This is a genomic window from Paenibacillus sp. E194 (assembly GCF_000935845.1).
GTDB lineage: Bacteria > Bacillota > Bacilli > Paenibacillales > Paenibacillaceae > Paenibacillus_B > Paenibacillus_B alvei_B.
The window spans coordinates 1-16,744 of the sequence record NZ_JMDX01000132.1; the positions used below are offsets into that span (position 1 = coordinate 1).

The 16,744-nt window shown below is 49.1% G+C and carries 17 protein-coding genes and 1 riboswitch; of the genes, 4 read left to right on the top strand and 13 right to left on the bottom strand.

Annotated features, from left to right (window positions below):
• Positions 1-74 precede the first annotated feature (74 nt).
• Positions 75-1,148 carry an NAD(P)/FAD-dependent oxidoreductase gene (locus AZ66_RS17820; RefSeq protein ID WP_044356064.1) on the top strand — a complete coding sequence of 358 codons (1,074 nt, stop codon included), beginning with the start codon at positions 75-77 and terminating at the stop codon, positions 1,146-1,148.
• Positions 1,149-1,193: 45 nt separating this feature from the next.
• Here AZ66_RS17820 and AZ66_RS17825 read toward each other — a convergent pair whose 3' ends face one another.
• Positions 1,194-1,448 carry a YuzB family protein gene (locus AZ66_RS17825; protein WP_044356065.1) on the bottom strand — a complete coding sequence of 85 codons (255 nt, stop codon included), beginning with the start codon at positions 1,446-1,448 and terminating at the stop codon, positions 1,194-1,196.
• Positions 1,449-1,539: 91 nt separating this feature from the next.
• On the opposite strand from AZ66_RS17825, the gene AZ66_RS17830 reads away from it, so the two are divergent.
• Positions 1,540-1,785 (top strand): NifU family protein, encoded by a 246-nt coding sequence (locus tag AZ66_RS17830; protein WP_021252627.1) that lies wholly within the window; start codon positions 1,540-1,542, stop codon positions 1,783-1,785.
• 205 nt (positions 1,786-1,990) lie between these two features.
• Here AZ66_RS17830 and AZ66_RS17835 read toward each other — a convergent pair whose 3' ends face one another.
• The 9 genes from AZ66_RS17835 to AZ66_RS17875 form a co-directional block, all read right to left on the bottom strand.
• Entirely contained in the window at positions 1,991-3,133 is a 1,143-nt protein-coding gene (locus AZ66_RS17835; protein WP_044356066.1) for a glycerate kinase, read from the bottom strand.
• 183 nt (positions 3,134-3,316) lie between these two features.
• Positions 3,317-4,591 (bottom strand): GntP family permease, encoded by a 1,275-nt coding sequence (locus AZ66_RS17840; RefSeq protein ID WP_044356067.1) that lies wholly within the window; start codon positions 4,589-4,591, stop codon positions 3,317-3,319.
• 230 nt (positions 4,592-4,821) lie between these two features.
• Complete coding sequence (locus AZ66_RS17845; RefSeq protein ID WP_044356068.1) at positions 4,822-5,979, bottom strand: sugar diacid recognition domain-containing protein; 1,158 nt, start codon at positions 5,977-5,979, stop codon at positions 4,822-4,824.
• A 149-nt stretch (positions 5,980-6,128) separates the two neighbouring features.
• The gene (locus AZ66_RS17850) at positions 6,129-6,911 is read right to left on the bottom strand and encodes an SDR family oxidoreductase (RefSeq protein ID WP_082061644.1); all 783 of its coding nucleotides are present in this window, start codon (positions 6,909-6,911) and stop codon (positions 6,129-6,131) included.
• 240 nt (positions 6,912-7,151) lie between these two features.
• A complete protein-coding gene (locus AZ66_RS17855) occupies positions 7,152-7,997 on the bottom strand; it encodes a MetQ/NlpA family ABC transporter substrate-binding protein (protein WP_044356076.1) in 846 nt (281 codons plus the stop codon).
• A gap of 215 nt (positions 7,998-8,212) precedes the next feature.
• Positions 8,213-8,878 carry a methionine ABC transporter permease gene (locus AZ66_RS17860; protein WP_044356069.1) on the bottom strand — a complete coding sequence of 222 codons (666 nt, stop codon included), beginning with the start codon at positions 8,876-8,878 and terminating at the stop codon, positions 8,213-8,215.
• Positions 8,878-9,903, bottom strand: a complete 1,026-nt coding sequence (locus tag AZ66_RS17865; RefSeq protein WP_044356070.1) for a methionine ABC transporter ATP-binding protein — start codon at positions 9,901-9,903, stop codon at positions 8,878-8,880. The genes AZ66_RS17860 and AZ66_RS17865 overlap by 1 nt, the downstream gene beginning before the upstream one ends.
• A gap of 247 nt (positions 9,904-10,150) precedes the next feature.
• A riboswitch (SAM riboswitch) is annotated at positions 10,151-10,293 on the bottom strand.
• 78 nt (positions 10,294-10,371) lie between these two features.
• Entirely contained in the window at positions 10,372-11,067 is a 696-nt protein-coding gene (locus AZ66_RS17870; protein WP_044356071.1) for a Cthe_2314 family HEPN domain-containing protein, read from the bottom strand.
• Between the two features lie 5 nt (positions 11,068-11,072).
• On the bottom strand, positions 11,073-12,866 hold the full coding sequence (locus tag AZ66_RS17875; RefSeq protein WP_044356072.1) for a UbiD family decarboxylase: 1,794 nt from the start codon (positions 12,864-12,866) through the stop codon (positions 11,073-11,075).
• 305 nt (positions 12,867-13,171) lie between these two features.
• Between AZ66_RS17875 and AZ66_RS33375 the strand changes: the two genes are divergently transcribed.
• Positions 13,172-13,306, top strand: coding sequence for a hypothetical protein (locus tag AZ66_RS33375; protein ID WP_265332122.1), 135 nt, complete (start codon positions 13,172-13,174; stop codon positions 13,304-13,306).
• A gap of 176 nt (positions 13,307-13,482) precedes the next feature.
• Here AZ66_RS33375 and AZ66_RS17880 read toward each other — a convergent pair whose 3' ends face one another.
• Together AZ66_RS17880 and AZ66_RS17885 are read right to left on the bottom strand one after the other, a co-directional pair.
• Positions 13,483-14,409, bottom strand: coding sequence for a COX15/CtaA family protein (locus AZ66_RS17880; RefSeq protein WP_156160008.1), 927 nt, complete (start codon positions 14,407-14,409; stop codon positions 13,483-13,485).
• A 293-nt stretch (positions 14,410-14,702) separates the two neighbouring features.
• Positions 14,703-15,041: a thioredoxin family protein gene (locus AZ66_RS17885; RefSeq protein WP_021252616.1), complete on the bottom strand. Its 339-nt coding sequence runs from the start codon at positions 15,039-15,041 to the stop codon at positions 14,703-14,705.
• 226 nt (positions 15,042-15,267) lie between these two features.
• On the opposite strand from AZ66_RS17885, the gene AZ66_RS17890 reads away from it, so the two are divergent.
• On the top strand, positions 15,268-16,539 hold the full coding sequence (locus AZ66_RS17890; RefSeq protein ID WP_044356074.1) for a DUF2515 family protein: 1,272 nt from the start codon (positions 15,268-15,270) through the stop codon (positions 16,537-16,539).
• A gap of 73 nt (positions 16,540-16,612) precedes the next feature.
• On the opposite strand, the gene AZ66_RS31490 is transcribed toward AZ66_RS17890, so the two are convergent.
• Positions 16,613-16,744, bottom strand: a complete 132-nt coding sequence (locus AZ66_RS31490; RefSeq protein WP_331436914.1) for an AraC family transcriptional regulator — start codon at positions 16,742-16,744, stop codon at positions 16,613-16,615.

Sequence of the window (16,744 nt, forward strand, 5' to 3'; positions counted from 1 at the left end):
TACGACGTAATCGCCGCTTGCGGCGCAGCACCTACCATCTTAATTTTTTCGGCAACATGGGGGGAGTCGAACAGATGAAACGATACGTCATACTCGGTGGCGGCTACGGAGGATTGGCCATCATTAGTCGGTTGTTGGAGGGCGAGCTGCCTTCCGATGTACAACTTGTATTAGTTGACCGCATGCCTTATCAAGGCCTCAAGACGGAATATTATGCACTAGCAGCTGGAACGGTGTCGGATATGGACATTCGCGTGTCCTTCCCGGATGATCCACGGGTGCACCAGCATTATGGGAATGTTCAATCCATTGACTTGGACGGGCAGATTGTCCACTTCACGGATGGAGATGCACTCGCCTATGATCATTTAGTCATCGGTCTAGGTTGTACGGATAAGTATCATGGCATTCCAGGCGCCGAGCAGTTCGGCAACAGCATTCAATCACTCGCCAGCACAAGACGCACCTATCAATTGCTTAATGACATTCGGCCATACGGACATGTAAGCATTGTGGGCGGTGGGCTTAGTGGCGTTGAAATGGCGGCAGAACTGCGTGAGAGCCGACCTGACCTCAATATTCGGATTCTGGATCGAGGGTCACGCGTGCTGTCTCCGTTCCCAGAGAAGCTCTCGCATTTCGTATCCGGATGGTTCCTTGAGCACCATATTGAGCTTCGTTCCTTCGTGAATGTGAGCCACCTCGATGAAGGAGTCATCTACAACCGGAAAGAAGACTTCGAAGAAGAGATCTTGTCGGACGTTACCGTATGGACTGCCGGCATTCAGCCTGTTGCTCCGGTACAGCAGCTCCAGATTGCGAAGGATCCACAGGGCCGTGTCATCATTAACGAATATCATCACATTCCCGAATATCCGAATGTGTTCGTTGTAGGAGATTGCGCAAGCCTTCCGTTCTCGCCTAGCGCACAAGCAGCAGGTGCACAAGGGGAGCAGATCGCGGATGTCATTCGGGCAAGATGGAACGGGGAAACCCCTCGCTTAGGCAAAATTAAGCTGAAGGGCGTGCTTGGTGCATTAGGTAAAAAATCCGGCTTCGGCGTTGTTGGCAAGCGTGCCGTTGTAGGGTATGTGCCTCGCGTCATTAAGAGCGGAGTATTATGGATGTCTAAGAACCATTTCGGATAATACCTGCAATCATTCTATGATTAACAAAACATGGGAGCAGCGACATCAATCGATGTCCAGCTGCTCCCATGCTTTTATTTCGTCTATTTTGATCATAATTTTGTCATATAACTCATCTGCCGTTTCCCCAGCAACGATTTCACCATTTACTAATGCAAACGGAAACATGTAGCACTCCCCGCAGTTCCCTAGACAACCATACTCCAGCACGTCATACTCCGGGTTGCCTTCTAGGCGCTTCATGACATTATCTGTCCCGTGATGCATATTATTCACACAAAATTCTATGATTGGTCGCATTGACATTATCCCCCGCTTTCATGTTGCGCCTTTGAATTCGGATAGCTTTATAATATAATAAAATCAGCATGGATGAAAGGAGTTGTCATAGATGAGTGAAAATGCACAAAGCACAGTTTACGATGAAGTGCTGGAAGTGTTGGATAAACTGCGCCCGTTCTTGCAGCGCGACGGCGGCGACGTTGAATTGGTTGATGTTGAGGATGGCATCGTTAAGCTTCGCCTGATGGGCGCTTGCGGCAGCTGCCCAAGCTCCACGATCACATTGAAAGCGGGTATTGAGCGCGCTTTGGTGGAAGAAGTGGAAGGCATTACAGAAGTCGTACAAGTATTCTAAATTGAATAATTGGACTTCATAAGAATGAAGGCTGTCCCCGCAGTTGAATCTGCCGGGGACAGCCTTTTTTCAATCCCGAATCATGTCATTGCGCTAACTTATCGCTTTCAAATAGTGGATAAATCAACATTTCTGGATAGCTGCTACTGCTACTTCTACTGCTACGGCTGCTTCGCTTAACTGCTGCTTCTTCCCCATCATTCCGTTATTTCAACTGAGTTCCAAGCTTCAAGGCCATGCCGATATTATAAGCAGTACGCTCCATGTTGTCAGCAGCCTGTCCTAAGGCCTCCTCTAATGTCGTGACCCCCGGAACAATCGTGAACACCATATCGATACCGTGCTCATGAACCACTTCATGTCCAACTGCAAGCGTACCCGCAATACCAATGACAGGAACTCCATGCAGCTTCGCAGTCTTCGCTACGCCGATTGGCGTCTTTCCATAAATGGTCTGACCATCAATCTTGCCTTCACCGGTAATGACCACATCAGCATCAACTACATGATCCGCTAAGCCGGTTGCGTCGATGACAATATCCACTCCTCGCTTCAATTCAGCTTGCAGGAAAGCCACCACGCCTGCTCCAAGCCCTCCGGCAGCCCCCGCGCCTGGCATAAGGGCGACATCACAACCGACGTCCTCCCGGATTTTGGCCGCGTAGTGCGCCAAGTTCGCATCTAGTTGCTTCACCATCTCCGGCGTAGCCCCCTTCTGAGGGCCAAATACTGCCGATGCTCCCCGCTCTCCGATAAGCGGGTTGTCAACATCGCAGGCCGCTACGAATTTAACCTTCGCAAGCCGAGGGTCAACACCGCTCATATCGATATGTGCAATGCGGCCGACCTCTCCGCCTCCATCACCGATTTCCGTTCCATCCTCAGCTAACAACCGTACACCAAGCGCTTGAGCCATCCCAGCGCCGCCATCATTCGTAGCACTGCCTCCAAGCCCCAGGATAATCGTCTCAACTCCCTCATTTAATGCGGATAGGATTAGCTCTCCCATCCCCCGCGTCGTCGTAACGAGCGGATTCCGCTGTGTCGGTGGAACAAGCGCCAGCCCCGATGCAGCAGCCATCTCAATAACTGCGGACTTGCCATCGCCTAAGACACCATAGAATCCTTCCACAGGTGTTCCCAGCGGCCCGGTTACTGTCGTCCATACAATTCGGCCGCTTGTCGCGTCTACAAGCGACTGCACGGTTCCTTCTCCGCCATCTGCCATCGGTATATATACGAGTTCTGCCTCCGGGAATACCCGCCCCAAGCCGCTGCCAATCGCCTGACATGCTTCCCACGCAGATAAACTTTCTTTAAAAGAGTCTGGAGCAATTACGAATTTCATGCTGATCCACTCCTATCCATGCAATCTGACTTTCTCTCTTTCTCTCCGAGTTGTACATTAGCTGTTATCTACATTCTATTTCTATTCCTTTACCTGTCTCTCATTACGAACCAGCAAGTTTCTCAGTTATACCTGCACTTGCGAGGTTACGGCCTTGTCCCAGCACATTGTATTGTCCTTGGCTTACAAGAACCAGCCGAAGACACCGAATACGAGCGTAGATACGATAGCGAGCACGAGACCGATTAGCGTTTCATAGGGGATAAGACGAAGACGTTCCTTCATCGCCATATTCACGCTGCCGCCAGTGGCGTGGAAGAAGCTGCCGTGCGGCATATGGTCGAATACCGTAGCACCCGCATGTATCATGGCTGCTGCCCCTAAGGATGCGACGCCAAGCTCCATAATGGTCGAGCCGAATACCGAGCTGGCTACCGCAGTACCTGCAGTTGTGGACGCTGTCGCCAGAGACATCAAGGCACCGCTGATTGGTGCGAGTAAATATGCTGGCAAGCCTGAAGCCGTCAAGCCATCGATAATAACATCCTTCAACTGTGAGTTCGAAATAATTCCGGCAAGTGTCCCCGTCCCGATAAGCATGACGGCCACACCTGTCATTTTGCCAAGTCCAGAAGTTGCATATCGGTTAATCTGTGTAATGCGTCCCATACAGAGTGCCCCTACTAAACCACCAACAGGGAGGGCGATAATGGGGTCAATGGCGATGCCTGCAATCGGGCGCAAGGCCAGCAAAGCTATTGCTGTTATTGGCGCCATCATTGCGGCAAGGAAGCTAGGAAGCTGCTCCTTGCTATCCTCCACCTGCTCCTGCTCTACACCTGCTACCTTCGTTCCTTTATGAGACAACTTTTTCGCAATCCAATACGTTACGAACAAACCAATCAATGCTGGTATAATTCCTGCTGCCATTATCGAAGTCAACGGAATATGGAAAGCATCAGCCGCAGAAATCGCATTTGGGTTCGGCGACATAATGTTACCCGCCTTGCCTCCCCCAATCATAGCGAGCAATATCGCCATACGGGATAAGTCTGCACGCTGCGCAATTGCAAGCGCGATTGGAGCTACCGTAATGACCGCCACGTCGATAAATACACCAACGGCTGTCAATACCATCGTTGCAAAAGCTAGAGCGAACAATGCGCGAGTCTCGCCTACCTTGCGTACTAATGTCTCTGCAATCGTCTTCGCTCCGCCTGATTCAATCAATACGCCTGCAAGAACACCTGCTGCTAATATTCGCAGCACTGCTGGAATCATCGTCTTGGCTCCGTCCATCATTAGCGTTACGGAGTCAACTAAGCCAATTCCTCCGACTACGCCGCCTACCAGCGCGCCAATCATCATACCATACGCCGGTGGGACTTTTCGTAAAATAAGCACGATAGCAACCACTAAAGCCGCCAGTGCACCAAGTACAGATACCGTTACTGTCATAGTCCCCATCCTCCTTGAAGATGCAGTGTTTCGTTGTTGTACCTTTACTTTACCTCCAATATGAAAGCGCTTCATCATGCATAAACATGAAATGAAGCGCTTTAAAAAGTATGTTTTTTGTTCAAATGCACAATACAAGATTAATCAACCTTTTTTCATACTGCTATCAGGCCGGTATGTGAAATAGGATACATGAAATAGGCATGCTCAGCTTTTCCCTTGTTTACTGGCTAAGACTCATTACTGCGCAGCATCGCGTGAATCCACCACGCCGACATTAACGTAAACAAATCGCGAAAGCTCTTGGGATCCTTGCCTGTCACATCCGCAATCCGCTGAAGACGATAACGGAGCGTGTTGCGATGGATGGCCAGCCGCTGTGCAATCCGCTGCTGCTCGCCGCTTTCCTCATAATACACCTGCAGCGTCTGCCTCAATTCCCCGCTTCGATCCTCTTGGATGAATCGCCGCCACATCTGCTCCATTTCATCCGTAACCCAGCTGCGGCCCACATTCGCCAGTACCGTCTCATTTGGCATATCCTCACTATAATAGACCGTATGCTCAGGAAGGATCGCTTGACCCGCGCGCATCGTATCTTGAGCAGAGCGATAGGATGCTATGAGCCCATCGATTCCTGAATAAGCCTTGCCCACCGCGATACGAAGAGGTGCAATCTGCTTCTCTTCCAGCAACTTCCGAATTTGCCGTATTCCCTCGCATATATCCATATTCGGCTTCCGTGGGTGCAAATGCGGCTTGAATAGGACGATTTGCCGCGTATTCCGAATCGCGATAAGATCAATTGTCGGCCGCCCTTCCAACAGTTCTACAACTCTGCGCAGTGTAGGTACCGAATCAGCATCCTGTTCATCCGTAAGCTCCAGAATACAAGCAACACGAGGCTTGTCCGGCTTCAGGCCAATTCGTTCCGCCTGCAGGCGAAGCATGGCTTGATCTCCCGGTTCCGCATGAATGACCGATAAGAGAAAATCCTCCTTCATCCGCTTATCCCAGCGCGCCTTTTCCAACAAATCCGCCTGCTCCAAATACATCTCAGCTGTCATCTTGACAAGTTCCCCATACTTCGTCACTTCAGCAGGATCTCCCGTAATCCCGATAACGCCGACAACTTCTCCGCGAAATTGAATAACGAGATTCGTCCCCGGCATAACACCATGAAGATTGCGTGCACTCTCCTCATCGATCTCGAACCTTCCCTTGCGCTCAATGGCAATGAGCGCCCCTTCATGCTTTTGATTAATACGGGACAGGTCACCCGAGCCAATAATCCGCCCACGCTCATCCATCACATTTACATTGTACCCAATGACCTGCATTGTCCGTGAGACGATTGCTTGCGCTAATTGCTTGGTCAGCCAACTCATATCTTCATACCACCTATCACGCGAAATCAAAAAGAGTTTAGGACATCCCGCATCCCGTCCATCCTTCTTCCCCAAAATATGAAAACGCCCTCGTTCCAACAGGGCACAGCAAACGCTGTGTCTGTCAGCCGACGGGCGTACATGCAGCATTAGGATTTCGAGCTAATCGTTGTACGAATAGGATCGAGTCCGCCTGAAACATTAATAATATTACCAGTTATAAAGTCAGAAGCATCCTCACATAAGAAGCGAATGACTCGTGTCACATCTTCACCACTGCCGGGACGGCCGCGCGGCGTCTCGTCATCGGTTAGATGAAGTACATCCTCGATCTTACGCTCCTTGTTGTCACCACGAATATCGCCAGGGCAAATCATATTCACCGTAATGCCATTCTGTGCTTCCTCTACCGCCAGTGTCTTCGTGAAGGACACTAGTCCCACCTTGGCTGCGGCATACACCGCCCGATGCGGCCAAGAACGCGCCTCAGACGCATGGCCGAAGCCATAATGGATAATGCGCCCCCACCCCTTCTTCCGCATCGATCCGAGCAGCAAATGATCGAGCAGAATGACACCACTTAGATTCCCATTCAATAAATACATAATGTCCTCTTCCGAGTAATCCGCGAACAATCTCCGCTCTCTGATGAACGGCCCAGCATTGTTCACCACAATATCAGCCATACCGATGCGTTCATTCATTTCAGTAACGAGCCGTTTTACTTCCTCCGGCTTGGAAATATCCGCGCGAATGGCAATACATCGTATTCCCGTCTTCTCGAGCTGGAGCCGCAGTTCTTCAGCCTCTGCCTCGCTATGTACATAATTTAAGACAATATCATGCCCGGTTTCGGCCAATGTCATAGCTGTCATCTTCCCGAGGCCTTTGGCGCTCCCCGTAATAAGAGCAATTTTACGCTGCTGTTCCACGTCGTAATCCTCCTTTTGAGCGCTTCAAAGAACTTCCACGTTCAGTATAAGATATTTGCCTTGGCAGAACAACTTTGCATTAGACACTGATGTAGACAAACTGTCCATCTCCGCAATGCAACGTACTTGAATCTCCTCCACCTAGGTTACAAAGAAAAAAAGCCCTAGCGGCAAGCTCCACCTTTCTTATCGAAAGGCAGCTCGCGTCTAGGGCTTCTCTCATTGGAGCGTAGTCTGCAATTAGAATGCAGGTACGATCGAACCTTGGTATTTATCTTCAATAAACTTCTTCACATCATCAGACTGCAAAGCTGCTACCAACTTTTTCACAGCGTCACTATCCTTGTTGTCCTGGCGAGCAGTCAAGATGTTCGCATACGGAGAATCCTTATCTTCAATGAACAACGCATCCTTCGTAGGATTCAAGTTCGCTTGCAGTGCATAGTTCGTGTTGATAAGCGAGAAATCTACTTCATCCAGCGTACGAGGCAGCATTGCAGCTTCCAACTCTTTGAACTTCAAGTTCTTCGGATTCTCAGCAATGTCATTAACCGTTGCTTCCAGACCTACGCCATCCTTCAACTTAATAATGCCTTGCTTCTCCAACAAGAGCAGCGCACGTCCGCCGTTTGTTGCATCGTTCGGAATCGATACCGTTGCGCCATCTGCAATTTCACTAACCGACTTAATCTTCTTGGAGTAAGCTCCGAATGGCTCAACGTGAATATTCCCTACACTTACTAGGTTGTATCCCTTCGTCTTCACTTCATTGTCTAAGTACGGCTTATGTTGGAAGAAGTTCGCATCAAGCTGCTTCTCATGTACTTGTACGTTCGGCTGTACATAATCCGTGAACTCCTTAACTTCCAACTCAATCCCTTGCTCAGCCAGCTTCGGCTTAATATGATTCAATATTTCCGCATGAGGCACTGGCGTTGCAGCAACGACAAGCTTCACTTTCTCCGTGCTAGCCTTGCCTGCTTCACCAGAAGCATTCGTGTTATCGCCTGCTGTATTCTTGTTGCCGCAAGCAGCAAGCACCGCTACGAGTGTAATAAGCGTCAATACAAAAGTCCACTTTTTCATGTAATTCACTACTCCTTCCAAGATCCCCATTTTAATTGATGATTATTTGTAAGTTGAAGCTCCTAAGAGCGTGCTTCCTATGCCTATTAGGTTTTGATCCAAATGATCTTTTCATCCAACTTGTAACTACCGATAATTCCAATTGAATTACTGGGATTATATCATATTTTGTGCTGCCGTCAATCATGAAATGACCGACTCAGCACAAATATTTTTTATTTCCTTGTATAGCGGCGAACAAATGCATCGCCAATCCATTGCAGCACCTGTACGAGTATCACCATAATAACGATCGCCACGATCATCATTTCAATCTCATAGCGATGGTATCCGTAGCGAATCGCCAGATCACCGAGACCGCCTCCACCAATGAGGCCTGACATCGCAGTATACGATACAAGCGTGACCGCAGTAATCGTAGTTCCCGCAATCAATCCTGGCAGTGCTTCCGGAAGCAGAACCTTCCACACAATTTGCCATGTAGATGCGCCCATTGCTTGCGCCGCCTCAATGACACCGCGATCAACTTCGCGCAGTGACGTCTCAACGAGCCGGGCGAAGAACGGTGCAGCCGCGATTACAAGCGGCGGGATTGTTCCTTCAACCCCGATCGACGTTCCTACTACAATTCGTGTAATCGGTATGATCGCGATCATTAGAATAACGAACGGTACTGAACGCAGCACGTTCACAATGAATGACAAGATACTATATACAATCTTCCCAGCTCTGCTACCCGTGCGCCCAGTTAAATATAAGAGCACGCCTAGCGGCAAGCCAACAAGGAAGGTGAATAGTACAGAGAACAGCATCATCTGCAATGTTTCTCCAGTAGCCGAAGACACATCGCTCCAATTGACAGTAGAGAAATCGAAATTCATTACGCGATCACCTCCACTTCAAGACCCTGTGCCCGGAGAGAAGATAATGATTGCTCTACAGCACTTGTGTCGCCATCTAGACGAACAACCAATTGGCCGTAAGGAGTATCCTTCATCCGAGAGATCGTCCCCTGTAGTATCGCGAAGCTGACGCCCGCTTCCGTAAGGACACGATGCAGCACCGGCTCATACGTGACTTCACCCAAATAGTTGATCTTCACGACCCGGGAATGCTCAGCAGCCTGGCTCTTGAAGGATGCCCAAGGCTGGATATCCGCATCGCTTCGCTCCTCGAGTATGAATTCACGTGTCACTGGATGCTGAGGCTTCAAGAACACGTCTACAACCTTGCCTGCCTCAGCAATCTTCCCGCCATGAATAACGGCAACTTTGTCGCATATCGCTTGGATGACGTGCATCTCATGAGTGATCAGCACGATCGTAATTCCGAACTTGCGGTTAATATCGAGCAGCAGCTCCAAAATCGAATTCGTCGTCTGCGGATCTAGCGCCGATGTTGCTTCATCACAGAGCAGCACCTTCGGATCATTCGCAAGCGCACGCGCAATCCCTACGCGCTGCTTTTGTCCACCGGACAATTGAGCCGGGTATTTATGCTTGTGTTCTTCCAAACCAACAAGCCTAATCAACTCATTTACTTTCTTCTCTACTTTATCCTTGGATGTTCCCGCTAGGCGCATCGGAAATGCAATATTGTCATATACCGTTGCTGAACTGAGCAGGTTAAAATGCTGAAAAATCATCCCGATTTTGCGCCGCTGCTGCTGCAGCGCCGACTTCGATAGCTTCGTTAAGTTAACGCCATCTACCTCAACTACACCTGCCGTAGGCCGCTCAAGCAGGTTAATGCTGCGCAGCAGTGTACTCTTTCCTGCACCTGAATGGCCGATAATGCCATAAATCTCGCCAGATTCAACCGACAGACTCACATCATCCAGTGCCAGCAGCCCTTGCACCTTGCCGTTAGCACCATATTGCTTACTTATATGTTCCAACCGAATCAACGGAATCGTCACCTTCCTTCATGCTAGCCACATTCTAGAATAGATAGGCGCTACAGCCTTATCTTCATCTATCCGTATGCTGTATCCTCTCAATAACTGCCGCCAAATATACCACATTCCTTGGCTACCTTCACTTCTCAATTTTGGGGCCGCTCGTTCATGCAAAAAGCCCCCTCTTGGCAGATGCCAAAAGGGGGCGAACGTTCGGTATTCTGTGAAGAAACCAGATGAAAAATCGACTCTCCCTTTCTTATCTGCCAGAACATTACGTTCTGAAGGAATTAGCACCATTGACATCTTGCAATCGCATAACTCACTGTTATGCATCCGGGTTGCAAGATCGGTTGCCGGGCTTCGCAGGGCCTGTCCCTCCGCCACTCTTGATAAGAAAACAGTTATGAAATTTAAATTGAGTATAATGCAGCAGGTGAAAGTTGTCAATTAACTTTTATTCCCTTTTCAATTCCATTACTTGACGGGAAGCAGTCGAAATACATGGATCAATGCGCCACACACCATCTCCAGACCATGCTGCAAATCTGCCACATTGGCCTGAATATCCTCAAGCTTAATTTTGTCATTCAAGCTGCGATGCCGCTGCCATAAATCATCCTGCATTTCTGGGTTCATATGATGAATCTCCATATTGCGTCGCTTGCGCAGCCGCTGAAGTGCATCTTCATGCCGCTCCTTCAATGCCGTCAGGGCATGTTCCAATTCAGGATGCTGTCCCTTGAAGCGCAATTGGCGAAGCACCGTAAAATAAGAGAAATGATGCTTCACCCTCTCGGTCTCCAAGGATAGCACTGTATTCAGCAGCGTTCCAAGCTTGTCCAAGATCGAGAACACACGAATAAATCCATTTTTATAAAAATAGACGTACCGGTAATAATCATCCTGCTCCGATTCAGACATCTCGGCCTCATAATGCTTCGACACACGATCGGCGAACTTGTCAGACGCATATACGCTTTGTTCCAGTTCATCCAAGGAGGTCTTCAGTCCGACTGTCCACACTTCTATCTTGCGCCAGAAGTGATCGGGATCGCCTGTTCCCTCCATGCGACTGCGTATTGCTTCCAAATAGTTGTCCATCCCCGCCATTGCATCCTTCAACGTTCCGCTGTCAACACGGGGTGGCTCCCCGAACAAGCTGCGCAGCATGGAACTCACCCCCGCTTAATTCCGTTTGGGAAATAGTCTTTCCAACGGCGGTCGACCAATTCCACAATATCCTCACGCGGGAATAACTCATCTGGATAGCCTGGCTTCATGCGGGCATCGATAACAATTGGCAATTTATACGAGAGATGGTGATTACGGACTTCCATTGCTGCGTATATATCTGATGCGGGGTTAAATCGCGTAAACACCGTCCACAAAAACGACAACTGCGTATTGGCAACCTGAGCGTCGTCAACAAGGAAGACAAGCGGCCACTTCGTCTCTTGTGCAGCAAGACGATGTAGCAATCGTTCCGCCAGCTGAGGTTCTGCTTCATACGAAGCACCTGACATCGTCAAGCAGCCACGGCAAAATACAGCCACATCGTTAATCTCATCGATCGGGCCTTCTTCGTACACGCCAGGCAATTCACGGACTACATCGCCTACACCGAGCAATATTCCCTTGCTGCCATGGTTCAGCTTATGCCCCGTATAGTCAAGTGTGTCATGGGACGTATTATTAATCACGTACAGATCCGTCTCTGGCTTGAAGCGCTCTAGCACCGCTTCCGTAAGCTCTGCAAAGTTCTCTAAGTCAACCGGCTGATCCGTCAACATCAAGAACTTCGTCAAGCTGAGCTGCCCTTCGCCAAGAATACGGAAGCCAGACAGAAGTGCCTCACGAGAGTAGCTCTCACGTACAACAGCTGCGGCAAGCGAGTGAACGCCTGTTTCTGGATATGGATGTACCTTGCGTACCGCCGGCATAACCATCGGGAACGCTGGCGACAACAATCTAACCAGATACTCGCCCAAATAGTAGTCTTCCTGACGCGGCTTGCCCACGATTGTAGCTGGGTAGATCGCATTCTTACGGTGGTACATGTGCTTCACATTCAGGAACGGGAACTCATGCGCCCATGAGTAATAGCCGTAGTGGTCGCCAAATGGCCCTTCCATGCGGCGCTCATGTGGTGGAACATACCCTTGGATAACGAACTCTGCTTCCGCTGGGATACGATGTCCTTCGAATCCGCTGTCTACCACTGGAAGACGCTCACCCATGACGAATGATGCCATCAACAGCTCAGGGAGCTTCTCCGGCAGTGGAGCGATCGCAGCCGCAATCAGTGCAGGCGGCCCGCCCACGATGACGGATACCGGAAGCGCTTCATTGCGCAGCTCAGCCTCATGATGATGGAGGCCGCCGCCCTTTTGAATTTGCCAATGAACACCTGTCGTGTTGTCATCGTAAATTTGAATTCGGTACATACCGAGATTGTGATCAGCGCTCTTCAGCTCCGGATGTTCGGTATAGACCAATGGAAGCGTAATAAATGGACCTCCGTCCAGCTGCCAGCTCGTCAATGCCGGCAAACCCTGCATCGGCTTGTCTGTACGCTTCACTTGCATAATTGGAGCTTGCGAAGAAGATACATCTTTCATGCCAACCTTCATCAGGCTAAGGAGCTCCTTCACCGTCGAACGCTCTTGCCACAGCTTCTTCGGTGATGGAGGCATTAGACGGTTTACGGCCTCTACGCACTTATTCGCGAGCTGCTCAGGACGCGTTCCGAAGGCCATATCCACCCGGCGCATCGTACCGAACAGGTTCGTCGTCACTGCAAAGGGGCTGCCCTTCACATTGGTGAATAGAAGCGCAGGACCTCCCTCTTCAATGACGCGTCGATGAATTTCTGCAATTTCCAAATACGGATCAACTTCCGCTTCAATAACGACGAGGTCATTCTCACGCTTCAGCGTGTCGACAAAGTCGCGTATATTCGTAAATGACAACTACGAGCCCTCCTTGAAAAAATAAGCGTATCTTTGTTGCTGTACATGAACAGTTACATGGATGCCGCAGGATGTCTGCAATAATTTGCGTTCACAACCGGGCATTAATGACAAACGAAAACTTCCTCTTCTGTAGTATAGCTGTTTTTTTGATGAACCTAAAGCCTGACCGAGCAGACAACTTACGACATTATTACGACATTGTAAGATAGCCGTAAGCCGATTACATGGTACGAGCAGAATATCTACAGGTATAATGAGGACATCAAAGGGAACACATCAAAAATAGTTGGAGGTAAAATGATATGAAAAACAACAATCAAGTTATCGTACGCAAGCCGTGGAATGTTCGCTGGTTGGCAGCAGCAAAGGCTGCCGCATCTATCGTATTGCTCGGTGCGCACTCGAATGAAACACAGCAAGTAAAGGAAGGCGCCTAATCCAATGAATGTTTCTCAGAGAAAAAGAAGCAGCTCGCTTGCCTCTCGTTGACAATCTCCATTGTCCAACAGTAAGCGATCTGCTTCTTTATTTATAACCACTGATTCCATTCTATAATTCAAACTCAATCTTCTTCGGTTCTTCTTACCACCATCACAGCCAGGAGAAACGATCCTTATTTTTGTCGCAGCTGCCAGACACGGATGCTCATATAACAGAGTACACTGAACAGTCCACAAATTAATACCGTATGTAATAAGCTTGCAAATAGGAATAAGTCTGGATTCGTAATCGTACTCGCAACGACCGCGCCGCTTGCAATCTGTGCTGCACATAGGATAAGCGCCCAAATGCCGCACAACTGAATCTCGCGATTGTCCTTGTGGTAGTGGTAAGCAAAATGTGACATTATCCCGATTACAACAAATAACAGTGCTGCTGCCACACGATGCATGAAGGCAATTCCTGTTCCCCCCGACAGCTCCGGAATCAACTCTCCGTTGCACAGCGGCCAGCCCATGCATGCCCCTGAAGAGTCCGTGTGCCTAACAAATGCCCCTACGTATATTACGATATACGTATATAGAAGTGTGAACCAAACCCCATACCGAAATTCTGCACGAACGGAATTTACAGCAGATGTAGAATCGATGCCGCGTTCGTAGCGCCTTGCCACTACACTCATCATGAAGGAAGAAGCGAATGCCAGCAGCGAGAATCCGAAGTGAAGCGCCATAACAGGCGGAGACTGGGTAAAGACTACCGCAAGCGCTCCCATAATTGCTTGTATAATGGTAAATAATAAGGTGAGAGAAGAGTAATATAGAGCCTCACGATGATGCTTCGCATAGCGAAGAACGGAGATGAACAAGGCCAGAACAAGCAATCCTACAACACCCGTCACAGATCGGTGAGAATATTCGATCATGGATTCGATCGTATATGCCGGAACAAACTTGCCATTGCATAGTGGCCAATCTGTGCCGCAGCCACTTCCGGAGCCTGTCTTCGTCACAAGCGCCCCGTTTAACACTACGATAAACATACCGATGCAAACCGCGTAAGATAACCGCCTCAATATCCGGTAGATGTTCGCGTTCACTAGTTTCACCTGACCCGTTGTTCAATTTTTTCCATTACAAATTATGAAAACAGTTCCAATCGTCCTCCATTATACAAGATTTCCTAGCTGAGTGTACGGCTAAATTGTGACAAATATTACATCTTTCACATCCAAATCGATACATCCAGCTCTTACCTCATGTATAAGAACCACTTCAGATAATGTCGGCTTGCTTCGGCTGTACTTCGTTCTACACTCCCTTTCAAGGCAATAAAAAAACCGCCCCACCAGCGGGACGGTTCTCATATGTGCATCGAGTGACTATTCCCTTATTATACAGCTGCAGACACTGCAATTGCCCGATCAACGAACTGCTCGATTTCAGGACGAGTCTTGCGCAGCTTGTTCACGAAGCGAATGGTTTCCTTGCCGCCCTTGAAGGCTACGAAGCTTGGAATACCAAGAATGTGGTATTGCTGTGCAACATCAAGGAGCTTCTCCGAATCGATTTCAACGAATGTCACCTTACCTGCATAATTCGTCTCCAATTCAGGCATGAAAGGATCGATGAAGTGGCAATCTGGGCACCAGGATGTCTTAAATATCGCTACAACTGGCTCCTCTTGTGCAATGATCTCATTGAACCGCTCAACTGTTTCTATTCTTTCCATACACGCTTCACTCCCTACTAAGTTCACAGAATCTAACATGGAACTTCTCTTATCCAACATCCAGCAGATGTATTCTGATACTTCTGCTTTCTTGAACTTATAACATTTGAAGAATGGAAAAGTCAAACCCCACACATGAACGTCTACGGCTGTTTTTGGGCATACTATGAAGAAAATCAATGAATTCGGTCACGTATCGTCGTCTCGAAATGGAGGGGAACAATCGATGCTGTCCAATCTGTCCAAGCGCATGCGCCACGCGATACAGCTGATGCGCCACTCGTTCGATACGGCATATAGTGTCGTCCGTTCAACTTGGAATGAACTTTATCAACAACTCATACAATGGCGGGAACGCCCTTCGTTTGATTGGAATCGCGCCGCAGCGAAACGTGCGGAAGAGCAGGCCAGTCGACTGCTGAACGAGAAAGTACGTCAGCAAGGAACAGTCAGCAGCTTTCGAGAGCGAGGAGATACGGAATTCTCAGCCGAGGAATGGCGGATCATCCGGCAAATTCAGAGCTCTGTTCGCACAGCCAATCGCAACAATATTACACGCACCGCTGCCTATGCGCGAATCTATCAGTCGTATCCAGAACTGCATTGGGCCCTGCTCGCGCATATGGTCTCACGAAATGGCGGCTGGAGTATGACTGACTTGCAGGGAGAATGGCTGCCCCGCATTATGAGTGCGAACCATAGATTGTGGACCTACCGAGTGCTGGAACGATCGAATGCACTCATATTCCATGATGCCTATCCGCAGCTGCTGCTGTATGCAGCCAGCCGCCGAGCGGGTAAGAGCCTGTTCCACTTGCTTCCTGCATTTGGCGTATCTGCCTTCATGACCCCATTCTGGGACGGCTTCTGGGTACAGCAGACAAGTTCGCTGCTCACGACAGCACTAATCATTAACGAACAGAACGTCATTGAAGGAAGAGTCATGCGCAATCCCACCTACCGGGCGCATGTGCTTAATGAATGGGATTTCCAATTGCATGGTTGGCTGCAGATGAATCAAGTCATTTTCCCGCTTGGTGTTCCATCTCCACGAGAGGAAGAAGCGATTCCGCTCGTTGGGCTTAATTTAGAGAACTTTACTGACTTAGATGAACGTATAGCGTTCGGAGAGAAGCTGTATGCGCTGTTGTTCCATACGCCCCATATTTATAATCATGCTGTTCGTTTCATGCGCGCGGCCCCTCATACGGGATCGAGAGCAGACTATTGGCCGCACCGCTTTGTGAAGCAAGCGATCCCGCCCGATCGAACCGAACTTTCTGTTACATACCGGGCCTATAGTCCGGCCTTAACTGATGTCTGGAAGGACGAGCCGGCACGGCAAATTGAAGAAGGCGATTGGTTCATAGATGAGCGAATGTATCGGCATCTCCAGCCGATTTCAGCTCCTTTGCAGGCTGACATGACCAGCTCTCATGATCGGTTGTGGCGGGAGACCGCCTCGCTCGCTGGGTTCATTCATCCGAGCAAGGGATAACGAAGCCGATTTTATAAAATTTCAGTCAAAGAAGGACACTTCTCCAGTAAGTGTCCTTAGTGTCCTTCTTCATTCAGCCTGCCGATTCCATGTATTCATCCGGCTTAATGCCTTCATATCGTGTAAACGCACGTTTGAACGAATATACGTTTTCGTAACCCACTCGGCGTGCGATGTCATCAATGCCGCATTTCTTTCCTCGCAG